The sequence below is a fragment of the Pseudomonas tritici genome, assembly GCF_014268275.3.
Classification (GTDB): Bacteria; Pseudomonadota; Gammaproteobacteria; order Pseudomonadales; family Pseudomonadaceae; genus Aquipseudomonas; species Aquipseudomonas tritici.
The window spans coordinates 3832600-3852355 of record NZ_CP077084.1 but is presented as its reverse complement, the minus strand read 5'-3'; the positions used below and the strand labels follow the sequence as shown (position 1 = coordinate 3852355).

Below are 19756 nucleotides of genomic sequence, written 5' to 3'. Positions count from 1 at the left end.
TGAATCGCTTGCCTAGGCCTCTCATCATGACAACGCCAAATGCCGTCATCGACTTCTGGAAACACGCCGGCCCAAAACGCTGGTTCGCCAAGGACGACGTCTTCGACGCTACGTTCCGCGACACCTTCCATGCCGCCCACCTGCAAGCCGCCCGGCGCGAGCTGGAAAGCTGGCTGGACTCGGCGGAGGGCGCGCTGGCCCTGCTGATCCTGCTCGACCAATACCCCCGCAATACCTTTCGTGGCACCGCGCATATGTTCGCCACCGACCCGCTGGCGCGGCTGTATGCCCAGCGCATGGTGGACGCCGGGCTGGACCGGCAGATCGAACCGGCGTTGCGTGCGTTCTGCTACCTGCCGTTCGAACATTCGGAGAACCCGGCTGATCAGCAGCGCTCCCTGATCCTCAACCAGCAACTGGACGCCAACACCTACCATTGGGCCAAGGAGCACGCCGCGATCATCGAGCGTTTCGGACGCTTTCCCCATCGTAATGAGGTGTTGGCTCGAGAGACCACGGATGAAGAGCGTGTGTTTCTGGATGAGGGTGGCTTTGCTGGATAGAGCAGGGTTTTATTGAGCGGGTCGGTAGATGTCCAGCCGCTCGCGCGCATACGGGCAACCGTTGCTTGCCAGCGCTTTCTCCAGGTATTCGATGCGCAGGGGCAACGCCTTCCTCTTATCAGTCTGACTGGCGAGCAATTTGTAGAGCTCAGCGCGGAAGTCGTTTGCACTGCCCAGTTGCAGTTCAACGCCCGTGGGTGGCGCGCCGCACGTTAGCCAGACGGTCGGTTGCGGGTAATAGCGAGCATAGTCGGGCAATTTCGCGAGAGCGCCTTGCAGCGCCGGTTCATACCGTGGGCCTTGGGTGTAACTCAGGCAGGCATTGGCCAGATACAGGGCGGCAGGGGCGAAGCCTGCCTCCAGGCTTGACGCCGAGAGGTCGCACATCTCCTGTTCTTTACCGGGGACCAGATAAGACTGGTAAAGCAACACCAGCCGATATTGCGCGACAGGGTGCCCGGCCGTTGCCGACTCGCTCAGCAGTCGCTCGGTGAGACGAAATGGCTCGCCCAGCTCGCGCATTTTCTGATCAAAGTCCGCCGCCTTCTGGTTGGCCTGCACGGACCGCATCAGGTCGGCGAGCTGTGGGTCGGTTTTCGCCAGGACCGCGACTGCTTCCTGGTACTGCGCTTCGCCGGGAGGCGATGAGTTTTCGTCGGCCATGGCTATCCACGAAGCGGCGAAGAGGGGCAGGCAAAACACAAAAGGCAAGCGCAAGACGAAAATCCCTTTCCGGCCGTGCAGGGTTGCACGCGAGGCGGCGAGTCTACCTTGGCAGGCCTGGCCGTCAAAGCCTAGCTTGGCTATTCCTGCCAGGAATGCCCCCATAAAAACAGCGCATTGTCTTTCTCGCGGCACATCTCGTAGCGTGGTGTTCCATTCAAGGAGAGCCGTTATGAGCCAGCGACCGTTGCGTCTGTATGTTGATCATTTGTATACCAGCCCCTACGCCATGTCGGTGTTCGTGACCCTGAAGGAAAAGGGCCTGGCGTTCGACACGCTCACCCTGGACTTGGACGCTGCGCAGAACCAGACGGCTGATTTCGCCCAACTGTCCCTGACCCAGCGTGTGCCCACCTTGGTAGAAGGTGAATTTGCACTGTCGGAGTCTTCGGCGATCACCGAGTACCTGGAGCAGGTTTATCCCGAAACGCCGGTGTACCCGGCCGACCCCAAACAGCGGGCGAGGGCGCGGCAGGTGCAGGCGTGGCTGCGCAGCGATTTGCTGCCGATTCGCCAGGAACGCTCGACGATGGTGGTGTTCTATGGGCAGAAGATGCCGCCGCTGTCACCCGTGGCCGAAGCCGCCGCCGCGAAGTTGATCAGTGCGGCACAGGCGTTGTTGGTGGGTAACCCGGCCTATCTGTTCGGCGCATGGTCAATTGCCGATGTGGACTTGGCGGTAATGCTCAATCGCTTGATTCTCAACGGCGACAACGTGCCCGCCGAGTTGGTGGAATACGCGCAGCGCCAGTGGCAGCGGCCGTCGGTGCAGGCGTGGGTCAATCAACAACGCCCTGCGCTGTAGAGCGTTCAGTGATCTGCAAGACGCGGCGGTCCAGGTCTTCCCAGTCCGCCATGCCCAGCACTCGCGTGGTGTTCAGGCCGCGCAGGTAGCCGCGCAGTTGCTGGGCGCTGGCCGTGACTCGGCTGGCATCCGCCGCGTCATCCTGCAGCACGTTTTCATAATCGACCAGGTAATCGGCGACCCGCTCGCGAAACTCCGGTAGTACGGCTTCGCGGATGCGGTCGAAGGTTTTCTGGTGGGGCTTCATGGCGTGGTCCTTATAGGTTTTATGGGTGCACTATCGGTTCAGATAATAGTCACCATCACGGATCGCAAGTTCTGTTTTTGCAGGAAAAGCGGAAAATCCCCCCATCGAGACGCTGTTCAAGGAAATGCGCGATGAGGACGTTTATTCAACTAGCTTTGATGGCCCTGATGCTTGGCACGGTCGTCGTGAACAACGTCGCACTCGCCGATGATAGCCATTTGCTACCTATCGTCAGTAGCGTAGACTCGCTACAGCACACGCAGTCGGTAGGTGTGTTGTTGAGCGATAACACCCGCGACAACCTCAGCTACCTTGAACGCTACCACGACATGGCCTTGAATGGCGCCAAGGATGCCCTCGACGGGCGCATCCGCCAGGCGTTCGTCAACAGTTCCGACCCGGAATTGGCCATTGATTGGTTGATGAACTCGCTGCAAGGCAGTTTTTTGTCGGTGACTGTCTACGACAACATGGATGTCCTGGTGCAGGCTCACCCCGATGTGGTGGTGATGCTCGATACCCATAACCAACTGTTGACCCAGCGTAATGACCAAGTCGAAGCGCGTTTTATTGCGCGGTTCTATGACGCGAACCTGCAATACATCGCCAAGGCCGAAGGCTCGGTGCACAAGCAGGTGCCGTCGGTGTGGGTACGTAACAAGGCCGTGCCAGAGATTGCCGCGCAGATCGAGCAGCAGCGGGATGTGCAGCTGGATGCCTTGAAGCAGTTCGATGCGTCGCTCAAGGCGTTAGTCCGTGCGGGTTGATGTGAACCATTATTTTTATAGTCAGGAATTTTTCATGCGCTCTTTTTTCGCCCCGGGCTTGGCCTTTGCTTCCCTGTTGCTGGCCGGTTGTGTTTCTGCTCCCAACGCACCAACGCTGACCCTGCAAACCAGCAAGGCTCCCGAGGCTTATGTGCAATGTGTATTGCCCAAGCTGGAAAAGCACGGGATTACCTCCACCGTGACACAAGGCTCGCGCCACGCCAGGGTGTTGTTGACCAGCAAGATTGCCGCCGACGATGTACTGGAAGCCTACAAGTCCCAGGAGGGCGCCAAGGTGTTCTTGTATGAACGCAAGCCACTGGCGTCGACGATTACGCCGTCGCGGTTGGAGCTGGCTGCACAGGAATGTAAGTAACACACGATCCCTGTGGGAGCAGGCAAGCCAGCTCCCACAGTTTGGATGTGTGTAGGGCCTAGGGTTTGGCTTCGTTGCTGAAGGTGTTGACCGTCTTGATCAGCCCTTGAGCCGCCAGTGCCACCAATTCCCCACCTTTCTCTACCGTCGCCAGCGCTGGGTCCGAGCCCATGCGCCCATCTGGGAAACGCGCGCGGAAGTCCAGCGCTTCGCGGATCGGCCCGGTGTTGGCGATTTGTGGCGAGTAGTCGGCAGTCTTGATCGAGTCCGGGTACGCCCACTGCGTCACCGCGATCTCCGATGGCGTGGCATGGCTGCCATGGCCCACCGGAAATTGGCGCTGAGCCAGGTCACTCACGCCTTCCAGGTCCCACCAGTTCACCAGCTTCAACGCAAAACCGGCCGGGCGGCGGGCGAAGCTCGCTTCGGCGTACAGCTCGGAAAACGCCGCTTCAATCGTGGCGATATTGCCGCCATGGCCGTTCAGGAACAGGATCTTCTCGAAACCGTGCCCGGCCAGCGAACGCACCCAGTCGCCAATGGCGGCCATGAAGGTGGAAGGGCGCAGGGAAATGGTGCCGGGGAAGCCCAGGTGGTGCTGGGCCATGCCGATGTTGAAGGTCGGGCCGATGAGGATGTCGGCATTCTTTTGCGCCTCGTGGGCGATGATTTCCGGGCACATCCAGTCGGTACCGAGCAGGCCGGTGGGGCCGTGCTGCTCGTTCGAACCGATGGGGATCACCACCGTGCGGCTGCGCTCCAGAAACTGCCCGATCTCGATCCAGGTGGATTGGTGTAAAAGCATTCGACGCTCTCTTTTTTATCTATGGGGACAGGCTATCCGCCACGGATTGTACGACTACTCGCCACCTGTTGGGGTTTGCAATTGAGGTACGTCGAGGACTTCAACCAGCGCTGGTCGGGGTACCACGAAAACATGAACTGCCCATCCTTGAGTTTATCCACTACCTGGCGCGCCACCTGCGGGCGCACGGCTGGGCAACCCTGGCTGCGGCCGATACGGCCTTCGCGCTTGCTCCACAACGGGCTCACGTAGTCGGCGGCATGAATCACGATGGCGCGGTCGCGGGCCTGGTCATTGAAGCCCGGCTCCAGGCCATCCATGCGCAATGAGTAACCGTGGGTGCCCAGATAACTCTCCTGGGTGCGGAACAGGCCCAGGCTGGATTGGTGGCTGCCTTCCAGGTTGGAGAACTGCGTGGCGAAGTTCTCCCCGGATTTGGCGCCATGGGCCACTAGGTCGCGCAGCACCAGGGTCTTCTTGCGCAAATCGAAGATCCACAGCCGACGGGCGGTCGAGGGCTGGGAGTAATCAATGACGGCCAGGCGATCGGAACGTTCTTCGCCGTTATTCACCGCGCACTGCACCGCGTTCAGGGCGCTTTTCAAGACAGTGGGATTGAGTTCTGGAGCCGAGCGCGCCAGGCTGCTATACAAGGAAGGAGGAATCCCATTGGCGGCGAGCGCAAAATTGCTCAACGTAACCAAGGGCATGGCGATCAGGCCGAGGCGGCAAAGAAAATTCAACATCTACAGTACATCCCCCCGCTGTGGATTGGAGCTAAGACAATTGTTCAAAAAACACGCATGTTACTTGAGCATTTGCCTGCTCGTTGCACCATTGGTCGCGACAGCCGAGGCACTGCCGGTTGAGCCGTTGCCGGTGACCACGCCGGCGCCGGTCGATCTGGCGCCCGTGCAACAGGCGTTGGCGCAACTGCCCAGTGTCTGCCCAGGCCTGGCAACGCAGATCGATGCCGTCGGCCAACTGCGCCTGCAAGCGTTCTACCAACAGCAGGGCAACGCGCCGTTGTGGTCCGCCGAAGAGCGCCGCCAAGCCTTGCACACCCAACTGCAAATGCTCGCCGATGACGGCCTGAACCCCACCCACTATAGCTTGCCTTCGGCGGACGCCACGGCCAACGTGCTGTGCAGCGATATCAGCATCAGCCAAAGCTACCTGCAAGCCCTGCAGGATCTGCACTACGGGCGCCTGCAGCAATCGCGCTTCGAACCGTTGTGGCATTCCCAACCGCCCACCCGCGACCCCAACATCGAAGTGCTGGCCTTTGCCGCCACCGGCCTGCAAGACATGGCCCAGGCGTTTGACCAGGCCCGTCCCAGCGCGGACCTCTACCGCAGCCTGCGTAACGCCTATTCCACTGTGCGCCAGCAGCCGTTGCCCCATTGGGACCCGGTCGCCAGCGGCCCACTGTTGCGCCCCGGCATGGAAGACCCGCGCGTGCCGGAACTGGCGCGACGCCTGATCAGTGGCGGCTACCTGGCCAAGGCCTCCAGCGGCAAGCAGTACCACGACGAGCTGGTCAAGGCGGTCAAGGCCTTCCAGCTCAGCCACTCATTGCAGGCTGACGGCGTGATCGGCGCCGGCACCGTCGCGGAACTGAATATCAGCCCGGCGATCCGTCGCGAACAACTGCGCATCAACCTTGAACGCTTCCGCTGGCTGGCCCAGGACCTGGAGCCTGAAGGCGTGCTGGTCAACGTCGCCGCTGCGCAACTGAGCGTGTATCAGAGCGGCATCCCGGTATGGCAAACTCGCCTGCAAGTGGGTCGCGCCGAACGTCAGACGCCACTGCTCAAATCGCGCATCACGCGGCTGACGCTCAACCCCACCTGGACCATCCCGCCCACCATCATGCGCGAGGACAAGCTCCCGGCCATCCGCCTCAACCCCGAATACCTGCGCCAGCAAAACCTGCAAGTGCTCGACGCCGAAGGCCACCCGCTGGCACCCGAGCAAATTGACTGGGCGCGCCCCGGCAATATCCTGCTGCGCCAGGAAGCCGGCCCGCGCAACCCGCTGGGCAAGATTGTGATGCGCTTTCCCAACCCGTTTTCGGTGTACCTGCATGACACGCCCAGCCAGCCGCTGTTTACCAAAGGGCCGCGGGCGTTCAGCTCGGGCTGTGTGCGGGTCGAGCAACCGTTGTTGCTCAGGGATTTATTGGTAAGCCCGGCTGAGCGCGCCCGTACGGATGAGCTGCTGGCGACCGGCGTGACCCATGAGTTCAGGTTGGCGACACCGGTGCCGGTGCTGTTGGGCTACTGGACGGTCGAGGTCGACCGCCAGGGTGGGTTGGTGTACGCGCCGGATATTTATGCGCGGGACCTGGTGTTGATGAAGGCGATGGGGAGTGTGCTCTGAGGCACTCGCTCGACACCACCGCGGGCCTGTAGTGAGCGGGATTGCCCCGCGCCGGGCTGCGGAGCAGCCCTGAATTCGGGCTAGGTTCTCGCGGGAGTGATGCGGGGTGGTCTTACTGGGGCTGCTTTGCAGCCCGGCGCGGGGCAAGCCCGCTCACTACAAAGACCTCTTTTGCCGTAGAAGTGAGACTTGTCAAAATCATTGCAGTTGCCTGATCTGGCGTCATGAAGGCGGTGTCGACTGTCAGCGGTGCTTCATTCCAATCTTGGTACTCATGCACCAGAACCGACGCCCAGGTTGGAGGCGCCAGGCCGGCAATATCCCCCGCACGGGCTTCTACCCGCCGTTGATGTTCCAGCCGGTCAGAGCAAATCACCCTGACATCCAGCAACGCCACCTCTGCCGTTGCCGCTACGGTCTTCCACGCTTCCCGACTTTCCTCGACCGGGTTCACGCAATCGGCCACCACGGTGTGGCCCAAGCTTAGATTACTCAACGCCAGCGCATTCGCCACGCCATAGCCGCTGGCGCCCACATCAGTCGACAGTACGCCAGCTTCGCGGATCGCCTGTTCGATCACGTCGATGCGCAGGTAAACCGCGCCGATCTGGCGCGCCAATGCCTGGGCAATCGTGGTTTTGCCGGTGCCGGGCAGTCCGCTGAAGACAATTAACATGAGTTGCTCTCGATGGGGTTGGGCCGGTTCAGAGTATCCTTCAGTTCCCCCACAGGTCGACCACGGGACAGCCGATGCCTTTGCCGTTCGTAAAAATGCACGCCCACGGCGACGATTTCATCATCGTTGACCGCCGTGGACTCGACGATCCGATTAGCCCGCAAATCGCCCGCCAGTTGGGTAACCGCCACACCGGAATCGGCTTCAACCAGCTGGCTGTGCTGCTCGACTGTGAAGACGCCGCCGCGCGCATCAAGTTCTGGAACCCCAACGGCACGCCACTGGCAACCTGCGGCAGCGCCACCCGTGGTGTGGCCGACCGTTTGATGCATGAGGCCGGCACGGATTCGGTGGTGCTGCGCACTGATCGGGGCCTGCTGACCTGCGTGCGTGCGCCGGGGCGGCAAGTGTCGGTGAATATGGGCGAGCCTTCGCTGGAGTGGTCGGCAGTACCGCTGGCTGAAGCCATGGACACACGCACCTTGCCTCTGGAAGGCAACCCGGCGGCGTGCAGCATGGGCAACCCCCATTGCACGTTTTTCGTGGAAGACATCGCGGCTGTCGACGTAGCGGCCCTGGGCCCGGCGCTGGAAAACCACCCACTGTTCCCGGCCAAGACCAATGTGCATTTCGTGCAGGTGCTCGACCGGGGCCACATCCGCCTGCGTATCTGGGAGCGCGGCGGTGGCGTGCCGTTGGGTTCCGGCTCGTGCTGCTGTGGGGCGGTGGTCAATGGGATTCGGCGTGGGTTGCTGGATGCCACGGTGCAGGTGCAATGCGACGGCGGCACCGTGACCGTGCACTGGGCAGGCGAGGGCGATGTGGTGCTGACGGGCAGTGTGGAGCCGGTCATGCAGGGCAGCGTCTACGTGCCCTGAAACTTCACGGTAAATGTGGTGCCGAGTGTGGTACAGGAACTCACCGCCACATCCCCGCCGTGTACCTTGGCCAACTCGCGCACGATATACAGGCCAAGGCCCACACTGCGCACATCGCTGCCTTGGTCGGTGCCACGGGTCATGGGCTCGAACAGCCCGGCCAGCAGCACTTTGGGAATCGCCGCCCCATAATTGTGTACTGACACTTCGCAGGCACCATCGCCCAGCCGCGACGTCACCGTGATCGGCTGTTGCAGGTCGCCATAGGCCACGCTGTTGGCCACCAGGTTGCCGATGATCTGCTGCACGCGGTCGGCGTCCAGGTTGGCATCGCCATGGCCTTGTGCGTGATGCTCCAGTGTTGCCTTGGGAAACGCCACGCGCAGTTCATCCACGGCGCGGTGAATCACGCTGTGCAAATCCAGAGGGGCCGCCTTGATGACGATGCCCTGGCCGACACGGGCCTGGGTGAAGTCCAACAGGTCGGCGATCATGCGCTGGGCGCGCTCGGACGATTGACCGATATGCCCCAGCAGTTGGCGTTCCTTGGCCGTGCGTTCGCCACGGCTGAGAAAGTCGGACGCCATGCGGATCGCGGTGAGCGGGTTTTTCAGGTCATGGCTGACAATCGCGACCATCTGCTCGGCGAACAGCGCACGGCGTTGAGCGATGGCATAGGCCTCGCTCAACTCGACCTGGGCTTGATGCAGTGCCAGTTCAGCGGCGGTTTTTTCCTGCAGCAGCGCTTCGGCCGTTTTGTGGGCGTTCAGCAGCTCCCGCTCGTATTTGTCGCGATCAGTCGTGCCAAACAACGCGAGGTCGTAGACCACGTGATCGGCCAGTTCGCGTTTATTGCCGTTGAGCAGCATGGTCAGCTTGTGCCCGTCGCGGTGCAGCAGGTCCAGTTTCACCTCGGCGACACTGCCGTGCATGCGCAGCATCGGCGCCAGGTGGGTCTGGTGGAAAATCCGCCCGCCCATGGTCAGCAGGTCCTGGAAACGCTTGCCGCACAATTCGGCAGTGCTGAACCCCAGCCACTCGCTGAAGCGCGCGTTGGCCTGCAGGATCGTGCCGTCTTGCGCGGTGACTGCCAGGGCGCAGGCGGCGCTGTCGAATAGCTCAGCCGGCATCGGGCACGGCCCACGGTGCCAGAAACGCTTGCATGGCAGTCGCGCAGGCGTGCGGCGCGCTCATGTGAGGGCAATGGCCGACGTTGTCCACCAGGCAATAGGTGCTGTTGGGCAGTACGCTGTGCAGGTATTCGCCCACGGCGATGGGGGCGATCAGGTCATCGGTCGATTGCAGGATCAGCACCGGGGTGGTCAGGCCGATCACGTCCTTGCGGTTGTCCGACATAAACGTGACCCGCGCGAATTGCTTGGCGATGTCGGGTTCGGTGCGGCAGAAACTGTCGGTCAGCGTGTCACTCAACGCCGGTTGGTCGGGCGCGCCCATGATCACCGGGGCCATGGCACTGGACCAGCCGAGGTAATTGCTGTCGAGGGTGTCGAGCAGGTCATTGATATCGCTGCGCTTGAAGCCGCCGACATAACCGTCTTCGTCGATATAGCGCGGCGACGGGCCGATCATCACATGGGCGGCAATACGGCCGGGGGCCAGGCGGTCGGCGAGGGTGCCGATCATCGCGCTGACCGAGTGGCCCACGTGAATGACGGGGCCGACCGCGTATTGATCAATGATCTCGTTCAGATCGCGGGCGTAGCCATCCAGAGCACTGTATTTAGCCTTGTCAAAGGCGCTGAGGTCCGACAGCCCTGCGCCAACCAAGTCGTACAGCACGACCCGAAAACGCTCGCAAAATGACGGGACCAAGTAATTCCACATGGCTTGGTTGCAGCCAAACCCGTGGGAAAACACCAGCGTCGAGGCGCCGTTGCCCATGACACTGACGTTGTTGCGCTTTTGTAAGTCCATGCAGGGCCCCGGTTATGGCGTATTGCTATGCGTGCGGGCAGTTTAAATAGTCAACGCCGTAGGGTCACGCGTTATAGCGCTGATAAGGTAAAGTCGGCGTCTTCAGGAAGAAACTTCAGGTAACAAAACATGATGCGGTGTGTGCGGCAATCCGTCTTGAGTCTGCTGGTGCTGGTGATTGCCAGCCTGTTTACCACCGCCCAGGCAGACACTTCGCCCATCGGCGTCGCCCTTGACCAGCGGGTGATCGACCTCACCAACACCCTCGATGCCATCACTACCACCCGTCTGAAAAAGCAACTTGCCGATCTGGAGCAGCGCAAAGGCTCGCAGGTTGCCGTGTTGCTGGTGCCCAGCACCGGCGGCGCGAGTATCGAGGATTTTTCCAACCAACTGTTCCGGGCCTGGAAGCTGGGGCGCAAGGGCGTTGACGACGGCATCCTACTGGTGGTGGCCAAGGACGACCGCAAAGTGCGCATCGAAGTGGGCTATGGCCTGGAAGGCACGGTCACCGATTTGCTGACGCATCAGATCATCGAAGCGCACATCAAGCCGGCGTTTGCTCAGGGGGATTTTGCAGGCGGTGTCTCCGAGGGCGTGAACGACCTGGTGGTGTTGGTGGACGGCGGCGACTTGCCCAAAATCGCGGAGCCAGGGATCAATCCCCAGTTCATTGGGATATTTCTCGCGTTTATCATCGGTGCCATTGGCGGTGTGCTGCTTGCCGCCGGCAAGCTGCATTGGCGCCGCGCCGTGATTGCCGCAGTGGCGGTCACCGTCCTGTTGGCGATTTTTTGCGGCGGCCGCGAATGGCCGATGTTCCTTATCGTAATGCCGCTGATCCTGCTGATCGGCGGCGCCGCGTTCGGCGCGTTGTGGCTGGCGCGCGGGGTGTTTTACAGCGTGATCGGGCTGCTGGCCTACATCCTTGGGTTGGTGGCGGTGGATCGGTGGTACGCAGACGTCAACTTCATCCACTGGCTGGGGTTTCCGGTGGGAGCATTGGTGGTACTGGGCTTATACCTGATCCTGTTCGTGGTGTTGAGGGACGCCTGGAAGCAAAGCCGAGTGGGCTTTTTCGCGCGGCTGGCGGCTGCTGTGGCGGTCTATGTCGCGGCGGGGACGCTGATGGAACTCGGCCGTAATGGCTGGCTGTACGCGTTCCCCATTGCTTCGTTTGCGGCGCTGTTCATCTTTGGCAAGACCCGCGGTGGGGTGGGGTCGAGCTCGGACGACTCTTCAAGCTCAAGCTCCAGCAGTTCCAGCTCCAGCAGCAGCTCGAGCAGCAGCTCCTCTGGTGGCGGTGGTTCCAGCGGTGGCGGCGGAGCGTCCGGAAGCTGGTAGCAGCTGCTGCAAATCGCCAGTGGCATTCACCTCAAGATATTCGCGATGATGTCGATAGGATCTCATCGCTCACAAGGACAGTCCTCCCGATGAAACTGTTGAAACTCGCCGCCGTGTTGACCCTTCCACTGCTCGGCGCCTGCTCCGACTACCACTACAAAAACTACCAGGGCGACTGGGCCCCGGAAAAACTTCACCCCGTCGACCTCTCCAACAACGCGCCGGACGCCGTGCTGGTGTACTTCGACACCTGGCGCGAGCGCGAGCTGGGCGTGCCGTTCCACCGCCTGGTATTGGCTGTTGAAGTGGATGGCCAGCCGCTGCCCGGGGCAGGGCGTCGCTCGATCCTCGACGTCAGCGGCGAGCAAGCCCTCAAACTCACGCCGGGCAAGCACTCGCTGCGCTGGTGCAACGTGTCGATGAATGCTCTGGGCACCGGTGGCGCGTTCTGCAACAAAGGCGCGGACGACGTCGACTTCAAAGCCGGCCAGCGTTACATGGTGACCTACCGCCTGACGGCCAGCACCAAAGGTATCGGGCCTGTGGGGCCGAACTACAGCACTGAATACCGCACCTATTCGAGCATCCGGAACCTGGACACCCAGGAAGTGATTTTCCCATTGCCGGGTGAGGAAGAATGACCCCGCCGGTGCGCGTCACAACACCTTAGACAGAAACACCCGGCTGCTGCCCTGCGGTTCGCACGGTATCTCACCGAACCGCACCCAGCCACGCTTCTCGTAAAACCCCGGCGCCTGGAAACTCAGGGTATACAGCACCGCGTTAGCACAACCCCGGCGCCGGGCCTCATCTTCGAAGGCTTGCAGCAATTGGCTGCCGAGCCCAGTGCCGCGCAGCGAATCGGGCAGGTGGAACAGGTCGAGGAAGGCCATCCCCAAGGTGGTCTTGCCGGTGATACCACCGAGGATTTGCTGGGTGTCGGGGTCCTTGATCAGCACCGTGAGCAAGCGCCGGTCGTTGTAGCCGGTGATGGCTTCGTTGAAGGCAGCGAGGCCGCTGCCCAGGATGCGCTCGGCGTCGGGGTTGGGTTGGTCGCTGACCTCAATACGCGGCACGTTCATCCCTGGAGCGCCATGACCATCTCATGCCACGCCATCCCGCCGTGATCCGGCGGCGACGGTCGCACATAGCGATAGCCCATGCGCTCGTACAGGGGCACGTGCCGCTCCTTGCACATCAAGTGAATCGTCTGCTTGCCCATCCCGCGCATGCGCTGCACAAACTCGGTCATCAACGCCGTGGAATACCCCTTGCCCTGATGCGCCGGGTCGACCACCACCGACATGATCACCACATTCGGCGCCTCGGCCGAATGCCCCACCAACTCCTTGAACGCCTCGTCCGACATCACCACGTTATGAGCGCAGCCGCAGTTGATAAAACCTATCACCTCGCCATCGGCTTCCAGGATCAGAAAACCCTGCGGATATTGCGCAATGCGCGTGGCGATTTTTTCCAGGGTGGCGGCTTCGTCGCCTTCGTAGGCGGTGGTTTCAATCTCGAAGCAACGAGCGGCGTCAGCGGGGAGGGCGTTGCGGAAAGTGAGGGCGGGCATGGGGTGTCCTGGGGGTGTTGAGCGAAAGGCCACATCATAGGCATCACGCAAGATCACTGCCAGTCATGCTGCCGTCTTCGCGGCCTCGCTAAAGCTCGACGGCTCCCACAGGGGAACTGCATTGTCTGATTGTTCGGCGATCAAAATGTGGGGAACTGACGAGCTTTAGCGAGGCTGCGAAGGCGTACAGCTCGCGGGGTGCGCCAAGACAACATCCGGGCAAGGCCAGTAAATTGCGAACCGGAGTTGGGTAATGAAAGAGGGAGATGGATGTACATAGGTGAACTTGCCAAGTTGTCGGGGGGGCACTCCCAAAGCCATTCGTTTGTTTGAAGCTGGGAAAGTAGACTTTTGGCATTTCTTCCCGCTTTGACAATTTGCCGACGCGCGTTCACACGTTCTGGGCTTGCAAGTAGAGTTTGGAAATCATCTCTTCCCTTTTTTAAAGTAGGTGCAAATGGTGACTCCCTTCGTTCTTCAAGACTTTGATGTTGGATGGGTCGCCACCGACGCCGTCGGGCAGGTTGCGCTCTTCACTACGGGTGGCCCAGGGCCGGTCCCTGATTCCGCATTGCCCTCAGTCGAGAACTCCAATAAAAACGGGGTCAGACCACCATTATTTGTGTCATTTTGGCATCGCTCCAGCCCCGGTCAACCTTCCTGTTATCGGAGTGCAAGCCCGACTCCACTTATACTGCCTGCCGCCGCAAGGTCAGGATGTCAGCTCGGGTCGGCATCTGCCCGTCATGATAGACGTCTGTCGGCCAAAAGCAGCCTCTCAACGCGTCGCACATTGACCTCTGCGAAGAAAATCTTTAAGCACCGCCTGATAGAGCGTCAATGGCTGATTGCCCGTATTGAAGAGTGCAAACGGAATCATCGTGAGATGTGAAAACGACGTGGAGTTTATCGAGTAGGTTTTCTGCCTGCAAAAGCGCTGGTCCTTATTCAATATAAAATCAAACTTGAAAAGGTTTGTCCGCGTACACCAACTGGGGATCAAACCCAGACTCAGGCCCGTCAAGTAATCTTGTCCGCAAGCGCCGTCAGATGAGAACTCCGAGATCTTTATTTCTAATGCCGGCAGACTCGGGGCGGCAAGGCTGGAGTTCTTATCCTGTGCATCGGGAATAACGTTGAGTGTCGCTGCGTATGCGTCCTTGCCGAAGCGACTGTCTTTCCATGGGGAGTTTATTGCGTAACTGAAGCTGGAGATGATTTCTTGTGTTTCGGGTTCAACGGGTTCGTTGATTGTCGGCTGGGACGAATAAGATGTGCAGCCGCAACAGAGTATCGCAATGCTGACAAACACAAACCCGTTGGCTATTAAGCGACGCATACTCAGTTTTCCCTAACTATCAATTAGCCAACATACCTGTCACTTAACGCCGTATAGCATCTTATCTACACGCCGGACGGCTGAATCAGCATAACAGGGCAGACTGTACGCGCGACACTTCGGGAGAGAGAAAAGGCCGCCGCCATGCTTTCTTTACCCCAACCCAGTGCGAACCCGCGAACGTTGAAGGCAAACGCTGAACGACAACACCTGCCCAAGCTGTCCAGCGGCTCTTATTGGCCGGTTGTTGCCGGTAGCCACCGGCGACATTGACCCGATGCAGCCAGTGACAATTGGCAGTGATCGACCAGAATCGGTTGATCGTGAGGTGGATCCGAGCCCGTTCCGCTACCCGTTAGACGCAACGCTTAAAGCGAATAAACACTTCACCCGTTTTACTCGTAGATTTTTCCGCAGTACAAAAAATTAGCGAATTGCCCCCATGGGTTGGAGCCTTGAAGCCCCTGATCGACGCCAAAATTACTGGCCTCGGCCCATGCAATAGCTCCGTCTAGGAAAGCTTCTATAGTCCCGTTTTCCCAGTCGTCATTCGATTTGTCTGCCGCTAGGGCGTGGGCAAAAGCCAGAAAGGTCGCGGCGTCCTTGACCTGATCCAATTGCTCATGAAGCTCCATGGGTTTCTCCGCTCAACGTCATAAATAGCTCGTCGGATTATCCATCGAGCGACTAATGTCTGCTATGGGGCCAGGCCATGTGAAAACATTGCCGATGAATCCAAATAGCATTAGACAAACAACCTCAGGTCTTTCACATTCCATCTAAAGCGGGTCAGGAAAAAGACATGCCTTCACGTTTGGCATCCAGCTACCCAGATGTTCAACATGCATTGGACGCGATTATTCCAAGCAAAAAATTGGACGTGGCTACGCGTATTGCCCTATGGGCGGCGAGTGACGCAGGGCTAGATCCAGCCGAAATTATGGTCACGCTGTCAAAGCTAGATCCAGTGCTTTTTGACAACCTTTGTTCTGAGATGGAGATGCAGTATTTCAGACTCTTCGAGCGCGGAGATGAAATGCACCTATCGTTTTTCTGTAAGGGTCGAGCCTATAGCGCCAGCGCTTGGCTGGCTCGTGAGGCACCCTGCGAAGCAATTTACGAGTCAATCTTTGCCACAGAGAAACCACTTGTGATTGCTGATTTTTTGTAGGTGAAAGAACCTCCAATACGACATCTACTTAGCGCTGAGACTGCAACTTTCGGGGCTTCACCCAGTGAAGTCTGATGATGGGCAATTTAAAAACTGATGACACGCCGCTATCGACCAAGAGGCGTCCCGCAGAGCCGTCCGCTTTGGGGCGACTCCCTCCCATTGTGACCGGCAGAGGTCGGCCAAAGTGGTCCCGCGAACTATGCCAGCATGTGAAGCATGTCCATGAACATCGGACCTGAGAGATCACGTATCTCTCCGTCGTCAGCAACCAAGCAACCTACAGATCCAGCGAATGACTCTTGGTCATGCGCTGGGATGTCCAAGCTGCAAATGATCCTGTAGCGGAACAGCCAGCCGCAGGCGACGCGACCGCACAGTTCTACCGTTTGATGATAGCCATCAACGGACAGGGGCCAGGCACCGTGGGCCTGCGCAAGGTTATATGCTGTACTGCTGCCGGTAGATTCGCGCTGGGAAAATTCGTTGTTCATACGCACTGGAAATGGCTGGAATGGCAGTCGATTATCTACTTGTTTGGTTTGAATGTCTGGGCATCCGCTTTGGGTCGATTACGGCCCTCGCGACAGGCCGTAATCGACCCAAAGGGGACACGAGTTGCCGGAAGAAATCGGCGCAAAAGCAGCTTCCGATCAACAATCGAATCTCAGCTTCTGTGATTCACACCTACAAGCCGCATAGGAGTTCGCGCCTCACCTGAAGAGCAATTGCTGCGAAGCCCTTTCCAGTACCGCGCTTGCGGGGCGCGTAGTCCTGATTAGCAGAAACATCCTCCCATTGACTCACCGATTCCACGTAGCTATGAGTGTCATCGGTATCAATTTCAAACTCTATGAACCGCTCTGCGTGAGTGAGCAAAAGACCATAAAGGCTGGGCATACCGGGAAAGTCGACTTCAAGATCCAGTACTACGGTTTCTGACCATCTAATGCCTTTCGACTCGCCATAGTTTTTTAAGGCTAGGGGAATCCCTCTGGCCAACCAAGCTTTGGCGGTTACCATGAGTGTGTGGGCCACAAGAGCATTTTGCTCTTGCACGTTCAGTTGCCGCTTTTTTAACAGACGGCCAATGTCCACTTCAATCTCCTCAAAAATCGTCGCTTCCAGAATGACGATGACCTATCAAACGCGCAACGACTCAGGCGACTCCCATCTCCACGCTGCTATCCGGTCCGCGCGGGGCGTAGCGACGTCCCGATGTCTTTACCGAAAGACGTCTTTTGACCCACATCAGACGTCGAGGGCCCTAGTTATGTGCCGCTCAGCAAACGATTTCGCACCGTGCTTCAGCGGCCTGTATTCGTAATGTCAGACCAGACTCGAAGCGCATGACAAGGTGATGATCTGGTTGGATGTTATCTGTGAGGTAGAAGGTTTGTGTCTCAGCACCGGACTCCACCGCCCCAATCGAATGAAGAATATTACCGTCACTGTCAACCGGGTTTCCATCCCGGCCACTCGCTGAAAAGTAGTCAACCTCATGGAAGCTGATAGTAATCTTGCGTGCTTCTTCAGGCGGCACCCAAGCGTCACTCCGTCGAGTAAAGCTAAGTACAACCGACCGATCCACGATGTCGTAATTAATGCCGCTGGCTTGGTAGAAGTTATGCAGATCGTACGCACGGTCGTGAATCTCGACCTCGATATGGCCAAACACGAAACCATGGAATTGCATGGATTAGCCCTAATGATCTAACGGTAGGAGTGCATCGTACTGCATGGTCGCAATGGCCGCTTCTGGCCGACAGTAGCCGCTCATGACAGACCGCTTCCGGTCAATTTTCGAGCCTTGGCACCCCATTATCGGCCCCAATTTTTCGATGCTGATAATTGACTACTTTTCACCGAAAAATCCTCCTGGCTTAGGTCGAAGGCGTCGATACGACTACCACCGCTTCCACCACGTCTTCTGAGCAACCACCTTAGGCGCTAGCGAGACGATCTCAGAACCTGCAATCGTTATCGGAGCGACCTCCATACCTTCGAAGCTACCTAGGCCTAGAGGGGGTCTTTCTGCTTGTAGAAAGCGAGTGGTTTCTGCTGAAGCCACTGCATGAAGTAACGACGAAGGCGTTATATTCCGACTCAAGACGTGAATGCCACTCTCTGGGTCATGCAGACTACTCACGTCGGTGCCTTTAACGCCATCTATCAGAAGCGGCTGGATGATGACTGTCCCAAGCTCATAGGTGATATCCAGATCACCGCAAACGCAACGCAGCTTCTGCAGTTCACCATTCGACGATACACACACAAAATCCAGCCCGTCGTCATCCGTGCAAAAGCTGCAAACGGGTAATTGAAGGCTTTTACTTAGCGCTAAATTTACATTCAGGAAAGCTCTCTTGAAGTAGTCAGCGAGCTGAGCATCCTTAAGCACTTTGTATATTCGCGATAAAGCTGCCAATTCTTGAGGGAGCTCAAGTGGTACATCCTTGGTGGGTGGCATCGATGTAAAGGGCCATTTCCGTTCTTCGCCAGCCTTGAACGTGTCTAGGTAGAACGACGTGGCGCTTTCATCCTGGTGCAATGACCACCCAATACTCATCGGCAAAGTAGAAAGTGGCTTTAGCTCCGGCCTCACATTCATCGCGTGAGCAACGACAAGGTACCCCATTGTTTAGATCCTTCAGGTACAGGGCTGAATCGCCCCAAGCATAGTCGATACTTGAGTGTGTGCTATTGGCCGATTCTGTTGAAAAAGTCGACCATGGTTTCCGCGGTAGAAAAGTATGCGTCCGAGCTTGAAATCTTTACTTTCGGCAGACATATACGGGCTCGGATTTCACATAGCAGCGTGAAAAAAACGCGTTTTAACCGGTCAGTGACCAGGCCGTTTGGGCGAACCGACTTTTTCAACACAATCGGCCGATAGCAGTCTTTAGGAAGTGCGGCCGCTGGACGAGCATGCGGGTACCACTATGGCCAAGCTACTTCGCAATGATCAGATCCGGGCCGTTGTTCCGAGCGTTCCCAACGGCAGTGTCGACCGGAACCACTCGAGCACCTCTGACTGCTCACTTTGGTGAAGCATCATCTGCTCCGCAAGCTCCTTTGGCGTGGCCGGGTTAAGCCGTTTCCTTGTTCCAAGGCTGATGGCTGCATGTTGCGAAAATGTTCATGACTTATCCTCCGCGTTGAGTGAGAGCAAGGCTGGATAAGTGCGAGGCGGGCTTGCGCTGGTTCCGCGCTTTCATTGCCCGATGGGTTGATTGTATCGATCCTGGATGCGCTCCAGCTCGCCCAAGTGGCGCAGTTGCTCTAGGGCGCGGGCCCAGGAGGCTACCAGTTCGTCGTCACAGTCGCGGCTGAAGGCGATGTACAGCGATGAGCGATAGAGCTCGATGGGAATCTGCCGCAGCGTGCCGGGGACGATGTTCAACTGGCGGCTGTAGTAAGCCACTCCCGCATCGGTGTCGCCTATGATGATATCGGTGCGTCCGGCTAGCAGCATGCGATAGAGCTGCAGGCTCTCGGTTGCAGTTTTTTCGAGGTTGTTGAAGCCCCGCGACTGCAGAGTCTCGGGTATCAGGCCGGCATGTCTCGTGGTAATTTTTGGGGCGTGCAGTAGCTGCTCGAAGGAATTCACCGGCTGCTGCGCATTGGCTAACTGATAGGGGTGAATGGACTCTTCCACGATCGGTCCGACCCACTTGTATAGCGGTTCGCGCTCTGCCGTGCGGAATAGTGAATACATGATGGTCTTGGGCCGGGTCTTCAATGCGCGGGCGCTTCGCATACTGGGCAGCAGCACCACCTCAAAGTCATCCCCGGTCCGCGCCATTATGGCTCGAACGATCTCCGTGGCCATGCCGGTGAGCTGATTGTTCTCCTGGTAGTTGTACGGCGCCCACTCTTCAGTAACGACCTGATACTGCTCGGCCCTGACGGGAGTGCCAAGTAATAGGCAGAGCAGCGCGGCAGTAAGTGTCGAATGTTTCACGTGTTCTGCCTGGTGGGCTGTGCGGTGATCAAGGGTGGATCTGATCAAAAGAGCGAAATTAGTATAGACCCTGACACGCGTCAAACGCCTGATCCAGTCCCGTAAACCGTCACCACGGCGATTGATACATACGAACCAGTACGCATGGCACAGGTTTCTCAAGAGCGTTTAGCGGATTGCCTCTTATCGGTATCGGTTGGGACAT

The 19756-nt window shown here is 58.6% G+C and carries 24 protein-coding genes; 9 read left to right on the top strand and 15 right to left on the bottom strand.

Going from position 1 to position 19756, the window contains the following annotated elements:
* Positions 1-26 precede the first annotated feature (26 nt).
* The gene (locus HU722_RS17270; RefSeq protein WP_065890810.1) at positions 27-563 is read left to right on the top strand and encodes a DUF924 family protein; all 537 of its coding nucleotides are present in this window, start codon (positions 27-29) and stop codon (positions 561-563) included.
* Between the two features lie 9 nt (positions 564-572).
* On the opposite strand, the gene HU722_RS17265 is transcribed toward HU722_RS17270, so the two are convergent.
* Entirely contained in the window at positions 573-1226 is a 654-nt protein-coding gene (locus tag HU722_RS17265; protein WP_139114560.1) for a hypothetical protein, read from the bottom strand.
* 232 nt (positions 1227-1458) lie between these two features.
* Here HU722_RS17265 and yfcF point away from each other — a divergent pair, with 232 nt between their 5' ends.
* The gene (gene yfcF / locus HU722_RS17260; RefSeq protein WP_065890812.1) at positions 1459-2091 is read left to right on the top strand and encodes a glutathione transferase; all 633 of its coding nucleotides are present in this window, start codon (positions 1459-1461) and stop codon (positions 2089-2091) included.
* On the opposite strand, the gene HU722_RS17255 is transcribed toward yfcF, so the two are convergent.
* Positions 2066-2338 carry a hypothetical protein gene (locus HU722_RS17255; RefSeq protein WP_049712787.1) on the bottom strand — a complete coding sequence of 91 codons (273 nt, stop codon included), beginning with the start codon at positions 2336-2338 and terminating at the stop codon, positions 2066-2068. The genes yfcF and HU722_RS17255 overlap by 26 nt on opposite strands.
* 131 nt (positions 2339-2469) lie before the next feature.
* Between HU722_RS17255 and HU722_RS17250 the strand changes: the two genes are divergently transcribed.
* On the top strand, positions 2470-3105 hold the full coding sequence (locus HU722_RS17250; protein ID WP_186752809.1) for an ATPase: 636 nt from the start codon (positions 2470-2472) through the stop codon (positions 3103-3105).
* A 34-nt stretch (positions 3106-3139) separates the two neighbouring features.
* Positions 3140-3481 carry a hypothetical protein gene (locus tag HU722_RS17245; RefSeq protein WP_049712789.1) on the top strand — a complete coding sequence of 114 codons (342 nt, stop codon included), beginning with the start codon at positions 3140-3142 and terminating at the stop codon, positions 3479-3481.
* 58 nt (positions 3482-3539) lie between these two features.
* Here HU722_RS17245 and HU722_RS17240 read toward each other — a convergent pair whose 3' ends face one another.
* Both HU722_RS17240 and HU722_RS17235 read right to left on the bottom strand, forming a co-directional pair.
* A complete protein-coding gene (locus HU722_RS17240; protein ID WP_065881993.1) occupies positions 3540-4286 on the bottom strand; it encodes a creatininase family protein in 747 nt (248 codons plus the stop codon).
* Between the two features lie 32 nt (positions 4287-4318).
* On the bottom strand, positions 4319-5032 hold the full coding sequence (locus tag HU722_RS17235; RefSeq protein ID WP_049712791.1) for a murein L,D-transpeptidase catalytic domain family protein: 714 nt from the start codon (positions 5030-5032) through the stop codon (positions 4319-4321).
* A 40-nt stretch (positions 5033-5072) separates the two neighbouring features.
* Between HU722_RS17235 and HU722_RS17230 the strand changes: the two genes are divergently transcribed.
* A complete protein-coding gene (locus tag HU722_RS17230) occupies positions 5073-6668 on the top strand; it encodes a L,D-transpeptidase family protein (RefSeq protein ID WP_065881997.1) in 1596 nt (531 codons plus the stop codon).
* A gap of 112 nt (positions 6669-6780) precedes the next feature.
* Here the strand turns inward: HU722_RS17230 and HU722_RS17225 are convergent, their stop codons facing one another.
* Complete coding sequence (locus tag HU722_RS17225) at positions 6781-7344, bottom strand: P-loop nucleotide/nucleoside kinase family protein (protein WP_065881999.1); 564 nt, start codon at positions 7342-7344, stop codon at positions 6781-6783.
* A gap of 74 nt (positions 7345-7418) precedes the next feature.
* Between HU722_RS17225 and dapF the strand changes: the two genes are divergently transcribed.
* The gene (gene dapF / locus HU722_RS17220; protein WP_065872175.1) at positions 7419-8222 is read left to right on the top strand and encodes a diaminopimelate epimerase; all 804 of its coding nucleotides are present in this window, start codon (positions 7419-7421) and stop codon (positions 8220-8222) included.
* Here the strand turns inward: dapF and HU722_RS17215 are convergent.
* Both HU722_RS17215 and HU722_RS17210 read right to left on the bottom strand, forming a co-directional pair.
* Positions 8210-9352: a PAS domain-containing sensor histidine kinase gene (locus HU722_RS17215; protein WP_065890814.1), complete on the bottom strand. Its 1143-nt coding sequence runs from the start codon at positions 9350-9352 to the stop codon at positions 8210-8212. The two genes, dapF and HU722_RS17215, sit on opposite strands and share 13 nt — an antisense overlap.
* The gene (locus HU722_RS17210; protein WP_065872177.1) at positions 9342-10157 is read right to left on the bottom strand and encodes an alpha/beta fold hydrolase; all 816 of its coding nucleotides are present in this window, start codon (positions 10155-10157) and stop codon (positions 9342-9344) included. The genes HU722_RS17215 and HU722_RS17210 overlap by 11 nt, the downstream gene beginning before the upstream one ends.
* Before the next feature lie 129 nt (positions 10158-10286).
* Between HU722_RS17210 and HU722_RS17205 the strand changes: the two genes are divergently transcribed.
* Together HU722_RS17205 and HU722_RS17200 are read left to right on the top strand one after the other, a co-directional pair.
* Positions 10287-11501: a TPM domain-containing protein gene (locus HU722_RS17205; RefSeq protein ID WP_065890815.1), complete on the top strand. Its 1215-nt coding sequence runs from the start codon at positions 10287-10289 to the stop codon at positions 11499-11501.
* Between the two features lie 89 nt (positions 11502-11590).
* The gene (locus HU722_RS17200) at positions 11591-12142 is read left to right on the top strand and encodes a hypothetical protein (protein ID WP_065890816.1); all 552 of its coding nucleotides are present in this window, start codon (positions 11591-11593) and stop codon (positions 12140-12142) included.
* Positions 12143-12157: 15 nt separating this feature from the next.
* Here the strand turns inward: HU722_RS17200 and HU722_RS17195 are convergent, their stop codons facing one another.
* The 4 genes from HU722_RS17195 to HU722_RS17180 all read right to left on the bottom strand — a co-directional run bounded on the left by HU722_RS17195 (position 12158) and on the right by HU722_RS17180 (position 15051).
* The gene (locus HU722_RS17195) at positions 12158-12583 is read right to left on the bottom strand and encodes a GNAT family N-acetyltransferase (protein WP_065890817.1); all 426 of its coding nucleotides are present in this window, start codon (positions 12581-12583) and stop codon (positions 12158-12160) included.
* Positions 12580-13077, bottom strand: a complete 498-nt coding sequence (locus HU722_RS17190) for a GNAT family N-acetyltransferase (RefSeq protein WP_065890818.1) — start codon at positions 13075-13077, stop codon at positions 12580-12582. Before HU722_RS17190 ends, HU722_RS17195 begins: the two co-directional genes overlap by 4 nt.
* Before the next feature lie 778 nt (positions 13078-13855).
* Positions 13856-14416, bottom strand: coding sequence for a hypothetical protein (locus HU722_RS17185; protein ID WP_065872182.1), 561 nt, complete (start codon positions 14414-14416; stop codon positions 13856-13858).
* Positions 14417-14811: 395 nt separating this feature from the next.
* Entirely contained in the window at positions 14812-15051 is a 240-nt protein-coding gene (locus HU722_RS17180; protein WP_065872183.1) for a DUF7660 family protein, read from the bottom strand.
* Between the two features lie 167 nt (positions 15052-15218).
* On the opposite strand from HU722_RS17180, the gene HU722_RS17175 reads away from it, so the two are divergent.
* Positions 15219-15587: a hypothetical protein gene (locus HU722_RS17175; RefSeq protein WP_065872184.1), complete on the top strand. Its 369-nt coding sequence runs from the start codon at positions 15219-15221 to the stop codon at positions 15585-15587.
* A gap of 687 nt (positions 15588-16274) precedes the next feature.
* Here the strand turns inward: HU722_RS17175 and HU722_RS17170 are convergent.
* From HU722_RS17170 to HU722_RS17155, 4 genes are all read right to left on the bottom strand, one after another.
* Complete coding sequence (locus HU722_RS17170) at positions 16275-16685, bottom strand: hypothetical protein (RefSeq protein WP_065872185.1); 411 nt, start codon at positions 16683-16685, stop codon at positions 16275-16277.
* A 184-nt stretch (positions 16686-16869) separates the two neighbouring features.
* Complete coding sequence (locus HU722_RS17165) at positions 16870-17283, bottom strand: hypothetical protein (RefSeq protein WP_065872186.1); 414 nt, start codon at positions 17281-17283, stop codon at positions 16870-16872.
* 210 nt (positions 17284-17493) lie between these two features.
* Positions 17494-18225 carry a hypothetical protein gene (locus HU722_RS17160; RefSeq protein WP_065890819.1) on the bottom strand — a complete coding sequence of 244 codons (732 nt, stop codon included), beginning with the start codon at positions 18223-18225 and terminating at the stop codon, positions 17494-17496.
* A gap of 576 nt (positions 18226-18801) precedes the next feature.
* Positions 18802-19551, bottom strand: coding sequence for a substrate-binding periplasmic protein (locus HU722_RS17155; protein WP_065890837.1), 750 nt, complete (start codon positions 19549-19551; stop codon positions 18802-18804).
* Positions 19552-19756: the final 205 nt, after the last annotated feature.

What these genes read in the sequence shown, in the direction of transcription:
- HU722_RS17270 (WP_065890810.1), top strand. Translation starts at nt 27, where the DNA reads ATGACAACGCCAAATGCCGTCATCGACTTCTGGAAACACGCCGGCCCA.
- HU722_RS17265 (WP_139114560.1), bottom strand. Translation starts at nt 1,226, where the DNA reads ATGGCCGACGAAAACTCATCGCCTCCCGGCGAAGCGCAGTACCAGGAA.
- yfcF (WP_065890812.1), top strand. Translation starts at nt 1,459, where the DNA reads ATGAGCCAGCGACCGTTGCGTCTGTATGTTGATCATTTGTATACCAGC.
- HU722_RS17255 (WP_049712787.1), bottom strand. Translation starts at nt 2,338, where the DNA reads ATGAAGCCCCACCAGAAAACCTTCGACCGCATCCGCGAAGCCGTACTA.
- HU722_RS17250 (WP_186752809.1), top strand. Translation starts at nt 2,470, where the DNA reads ATGAGGACGTTTATTCAACTAGCTTTGATGGCCCTGATGCTTGGCACG.
- HU722_RS17245 (WP_049712789.1), top strand. Translation starts at nt 3,140, where the DNA reads ATGCGCTCTTTTTTCGCCCCGGGCTTGGCCTTTGCTTCCCTGTTGCTG.
- HU722_RS17240 (WP_065881993.1), bottom strand. Translation starts at nt 4,286, where the DNA reads ATGCTTTTACACCAATCCACCTGGATCGAGATCGGGCAGTTTCTGGAG.
- HU722_RS17235 (WP_049712791.1), bottom strand. Translation starts at nt 5,032, where the DNA reads ATGTTGAATTTTCTTTGCCGCCTCGGCCTGATCGCCATGCCCTTGGTT.
- HU722_RS17225 (WP_065881999.1), bottom strand. Translation starts at nt 7,344, where the DNA reads ATGTTAATTGTCTTCAGCGGACTGCCCGGCACCGGCAAAACCACGATT.
- dapF (WP_065872175.1), top strand. Translation starts at nt 7,419, where the DNA reads ATGCCTTTGCCGTTCGTAAAAATGCACGCCCACGGCGACGATTTCATC.
- HU722_RS17215 (WP_065890814.1), bottom strand. Translation starts at nt 9,352, where the DNA reads ATGCCGGCTGAGCTATTCGACAGCGCCGCCTGCGCCCTGGCAGTCACC.
- HU722_RS17210 (WP_065872177.1), bottom strand. Translation starts at nt 10,157, where the DNA reads ATGGACTTACAAAAGCGCAACAACGTCAGTGTCATGGGCAACGGCGCC.
- HU722_RS17205 (WP_065890815.1), top strand. Translation starts at nt 10,287, where the DNA reads ATGATGCGGTGTGTGCGGCAATCCGTCTTGAGTCTGCTGGTGCTGGTG.
- HU722_RS17200 (WP_065890816.1), top strand. Translation starts at nt 11,591, where the DNA reads ATGAAACTGTTGAAACTCGCCGCCGTGTTGACCCTTCCACTGCTCGGC.
- HU722_RS17195 (WP_065890817.1), bottom strand. Translation starts at nt 12,583, where the DNA reads ATGAACGTGCCGCGTATTGAGGTCAGCGACCAACCCAACCCCGACGCC.
- HU722_RS17190 (WP_065890818.1), bottom strand. Translation starts at nt 13,077, where the DNA reads ATGCCCGCCCTCACTTTCCGCAACGCCCTCCCCGCTGACGCCGCTCGT.
- HU722_RS17185 (WP_065872182.1), bottom strand. Translation starts at nt 14,416, where the DNA reads ATGCGTCGCTTAATAGCCAACGGGTTTGTGTTTGTCAGCATTGCGATA.
- HU722_RS17180 (WP_065872183.1), bottom strand. Translation starts at nt 15,051, where the DNA reads ATGGAGCTTCATGAGCAATTGGATCAGGTCAAGGACGCCGCGACCTTT.
- HU722_RS17175 (WP_065872184.1), top strand. Translation starts at nt 15,219, where the DNA reads ATGCCTTCACGTTTGGCATCCAGCTACCCAGATGTTCAACATGCATTG.
- HU722_RS17165 (WP_065872186.1), bottom strand. Translation starts at nt 17,283, where the DNA reads ATGCAATTCCATGGTTTCGTGTTTGGCCATATCGAGGTCGAGATTCAC.
- HU722_RS17160 (WP_065890819.1), bottom strand. Translation starts at nt 18,225, where the DNA reads ATGGGGTACCTTGTCGTTGCTCACGCGATGAATGTGAGGCCGGAGCTA.